We start from the raw sequence: 4572 nt of genomic DNA, 5'->3' as shown, positions 1-4572 counted from the left end.
CACTTTATTCTCGATCACGCGCTCGAAACCTTTCGCGACGCAATATGCACTCGATTATTCAGCAAGCCCTAAATACAAGTTGCAAAAGTGCGCTCGCCAGGTTTTGAGGAGTGTGGACGACAGCATCATCAATAATTAGGTCGCCAAGGGACATTTGATCTGGTGGATGAAAAAACCACTGAACCCTTCCGATTTCGCTGCCTTGCTGTAACACCTTGACAATGAATAAACCACTGTCACCGTCCACTCGCAAGCGGTACTCGCGACCTTCACAATCGCGAACAACATGATAGATGGGGTCAAGTAAATTATCGGACATAAAACATCTTTTTTAGCTCTATTTTTTTTAGCGAACTCCCGCGCCTATAAAAGCTGCCCAGTAAATAGGGTGAGAGAAAGGCTTTGATTCTTGACAAATTCTATCCAAATTTTTGAGAGACTGATGAATTTGTTGGCCAATCTTATCATACTTTTGGTATTCTTCATGCAATTGCCGATAAACTTGGGAACCGGAGGAGCAAGTATCTCGTTCTGCCTTAGAGCTTTTGCGGAGCGTCTCGGTTTCTTTAAGTTTCTGTTTCAACACTTCTTTGAGTTGGGGTTTGTAACTAGCAGCTAGGGTATCCCCCGTAAGCATCCGCAACTTAAATTGAGCTTTTCTAATGGCTTCTGGTCGATTCTTTCCCTGCTGCCACTCTTGATAGTAAAAAATCGAAAAAAGCGCTGTGGCTAAATCATCGACAGCCTAGAGCGTACTGATAACACTTCTAGCTCCCGCAGACAAAAAAGCCGTCGAAAAAGTAAGGACATCATCAGTAATATCAATCATCCCCAATCCTGTTTCACAGCAGGAAAGAAATACATCCGATAACTGAGGGAAACGCCATGCAGGAGTCATTAACTGACCTAAAGTAATGCAGCCATCTCCTAAAATTAATGTCGATTCTAAGGGATTGTCGAGGCGGGACTGGGCGTGGTGGCTAGAGTGAAGGATTTGGACGGTTCGCGCTAGTTCTCGATAGTTATTAACTGTAGCTTGATGGCGACCTTTTAAGCGTTGATTGTCTGGGATACTATAAAGAAGTGCGAGTTGCTCTCCTTCAAAACTGGCACAAGGCAAGTCGCCCGTTGCATCTTCAACAGTGCCACAATTAAGGTTACTGCGGAATGAGGGACGCTGCTGGCAGAATTCTAACACTTGGCAACTGGGCGCGTAACGAATGAGAAACTTGTCTCCTAAATAGCGGTTATCTGCAATAGGAAGCGCAGCAAAGGGAATGTGGTGAAGGGCAACATGAGGAATTATAATGAGTTCATAAATTCCATCTAAATGCCATACTATTAAATCATCCAAATTTAAAAAATTGGCGATTTCAGCTAGCATCCTATTCAATTACTCTTGCCAGTAAATTTTATCCTCAACGTATTGCTCTAACCACTGCTGGAAAATCCACCCGTGTAAAGCCTCCAATCCTAAATTGGCGCAACTTTGCAGGGTAATTTGGTTTTGCCGCACCACGAAGATAAAGGTGTCGCTAACGGTGGTGTAAAAGCTGAGAATTGCAGTAGTGGGTTTATCGATAAGTTGCTGGATGGATGGGAAGTTGAGAGGATTGACTCGAATTTGACCAGCCAGCACCGGATCTAGGCGGCGAAGTTGTTCCCAAATCAGGAGTTTTTCAGCTTCCAGATCAGCAATTGTTTGATTGTAAGCTTTGACAGCAGCACGGCTGTTATCAAGTTTGCTATTATCAATGTCGCTGCTAGGTTGATTGCGCCCTCGTTCCTTGTCAATTTGCTGCTGTAGCTGTTCAAAATCCTGTAAATATTGTTTAATTTCAGCAGGAATTTCTGCACTTGAGTAGAGGTCATTGCTTGCCATCAAGTCTACGAGGCGTTTAGAACGCGATCGCTCTACATATTCAACAGCTTTATCTAACTGCTTGTTATTGATGCAGGCTTCCACCATCTTTGCATAAACGTCGATCGCGTCTGAGAGAATTTCTTGGCGGCGAGATTCCGAAGTTGCCCAAGTACGGCTGGTTTCTACAGCTTCAATCGCGATACTATATCCCTCAATGGCTAATTTCCAATTTCCCATTACAAATGCTCTGTTTCCCAGCATTTCTCCAACCTTCAAGCATTCAAATGGGAAAGCAGTTGGCGTGAAGACAGCCATTGCTGATTGATAACAGGCGATCGCCTCTTCATTTCGATCGAGGTTGTAGCAACTGCCTAGATTCATTTGACCCATAGCCCACTCTCTAGGAAAATCCTCCTGGTTAAAGATTTGTAAGGCAGCTTTATGGGGTGCGATAGCTATTTCTAAATTCTCATTTCGATCGCCATTAAGTCGATGCAAATAAGCATTAGCCAGATTCATTTTTACTCTAGCCCAATCAACGGGAAACTCGTCTTGAGTGTAAACTTGCAATGCTTCTTGGTTAACTGCGATCGCCTTCTCAACATTTTCTACCAGATCGCCATGAAGTCGGTGGCGGTAGGCAGAGGCCAGATTCATTTGAGTTTGCGCCCAAAGTTCAGGGAATTCTTCGCGGGTGCGGAATACCAGGGCATTTTCATAACAGGCGATCGCTTTTTCCAAGTTTTCCGCCTTGTCGCCGCAGATGCGATCGCAGTAAACGATGCCCAAATTGTTTTGCACTTGGGCCCATTCTTCAGGCATTGCTTCGCGGGTGCGAACTTCCATTGCAGCAACGCCTGCAGCAATCGCCAATTCTGCATTCTCTAACTGATCTCCCCAAATTCGGTTGTCATAGGCAAGAGTCAATGTATTTTGAATCGTTGCCCACTGTATCGGAAAAGCTTCGCGGGTATATACTTGTAGGGCATCTTGACAGTAAGCGATCGCTTGTTCTTGATTTTCGGCGCGATCGCCCTTAAAACGGCGACGATAAGCCATGCCGAGAAACATCTGACAAAGCGCCCACTCTTCAGGAGTAGATTCGCGGGTTAAGGCTGTGGCAGCAATTTTGTAACCTGCGATCGCAATTTCTAAATTATTAGCCTCATTACCTTTTTTGAAGTCGCTTATGCGCCAGCTTAAAACCAAAATACCCGAAGCAATTTCTTTTCTCTTTTCAGGTGGAACTTCGGATAGCATAGCATCGTCTTCATCTGGCATCTCGTCAACAAAAATTTCGTCAAGTTGCTCTGGGTTAGCATCACGAAATATTTTCTCTACCCACTTTATAAAAAGTTCGTCTATAGGTTCTGGGTTAGCTGTCAAAGATATAAGTTTTTGCGCTGTTTTAACAAAATACTTCTCAAGTTGCTCTCGCTCATGTTCAAGTAAGGTATCCACTCGAATTTTACCTTGATTTTCGGAAATAACTTCCAATAATTCCACTGGTAAATTAGGGCGAATTTTATGTTGAATAAAATTCCATTGTTCGGGTAAGTTTTCTTCGGTAAAAACAGTAGCTGCAACTTCGTAGCCTGTTTTAGCAATCTTCCGGTTGTTTTCTGAATTGCCTTTGGGGAAATCTTCAATGAGACTGCTAAAGTTGAGAATTCTTGCCGCTAAATTGATTGCTTCCCCTGGCCCTAGTTGAGATATATCAAACTTTATTAGACTTAATCGTTCGACAAAACTGTTGTCCAGTTTATCTAGGTTGGCTTCTAGAAGCTGGTACAAAGCTTGCGAATTATTTTCGCTTTTGGCAACGGTGTCTAAAGCTTTAATAAGAAACTGTGAAGTTGAAGTTATTTGCTGGATCTGAACATTTTCTAGGATGTCTAAAATAACAGGAGAACTTGAGCGTTCAGCATATTCTCTAGCTTTTTCTAGTTCTCCACAGTCCATGCAAAGCGCTACTATTTTTGTGTAAGCAGAAATCTTTGCAGGAATTTCTTGATGTAAAGATTCAGAATCACCCCAACGGCTGAGCATCTCTACAGCTTCAATTACAATCTCAAAACCTTCAAAAGCTTCTGCCTTTTTGCCAGTACCCAATGCTACCTTTCCCAACTCAAGTCCGGTTTCGATGCACTCTCTAGGGAACCAAGTAGGTGTAAAGACTTTTAAGGCCGCTTGAAAACAGGTTAAAGCATTAGCAATTTGTGCCAATTTGCGGTAAGCAAAACCCAAATCTAACTGGGTTTTAGCCCATCTTTCTGGATAGGTTTCGAGAGTATAAATTTGTAAGGCTGCTTGATAGGCTGCGATCGCCCGTTCCTGGTTCTGGATTTTGTCCCCTAAAATCCTTTCGCTATAGGCAAGACCAAGGTGAAATTGGCTACTAGCCCAATCAGAATCAGTACGAACTTTTAAGGCAACTTGATAACAAGCGATCGCTTTTTCTAAATTCTGTACCCCATCGCCTTCAACTCGGCGAGTGTAAGCAAGTGCCAGGTTATTTTGCAGCGTTCCCCAAAGTTCAGGATCTCGATCGCGGCTAATAACTTGCAAGGCTCCTTCATAACAGGTGATCGCCTTTTCTAAATTCTCAGCTTTATCTCCGACGATTCTGTCACTAGACATCTCCGAAAACAATCAAAGCCTCTCTATAGTTAAGTTATACGACATCAATGTAATCATCGTAAATTAGC

2 protein-coding genes and 1 pseudogene are annotated in these 4572 nt (G+C 43.2%); all 3 read right to left on the bottom strand.

Translation table 11 applies throughout. From position 1 onward, the window contains the following. Positions 1-58: 58 nt before the first annotated feature. A complete protein-coding gene (locus tag QUA57_RS28060) occupies positions 59-319 on the bottom strand; it encodes a hypothetical protein (protein WP_333065054.1) in 261 nt (86 codons plus the stop codon). A 27-nt stretch (positions 320-346) separates the two neighbouring features. Next, positions 347-1384, bottom strand: a pseudogene (locus tag QUA57_RS28055) (CHAT domain-containing protein). A gap of 9 nt (positions 1385-1393) precedes the next feature. Next, the gene (locus QUA57_RS28050; protein WP_333065053.1) at positions 1394-4504 is read right to left on the bottom strand and encodes a hypothetical protein; all 3111 of its coding nucleotides are present in this window, start codon (positions 4502-4504) and stop codon (positions 1394-1396) included. Between the last annotated feature and the right edge of the window lie 68 nt (positions 4505-4572).

The sequence above is a fragment of the Microcoleus sp. Pol7_B2 genome, assembly GCF_036701035.1.
In the GTDB taxonomy this organism is placed as follows: domain Bacteria; phylum Cyanobacteriota; class Cyanobacteriia; order Cyanobacteriales; family Microcoleaceae; genus Microcoleus.
Note: the sequence above shows the minus strand (reverse complement) of the source record. Positions and strands in the feature narration are given on the sequence as shown.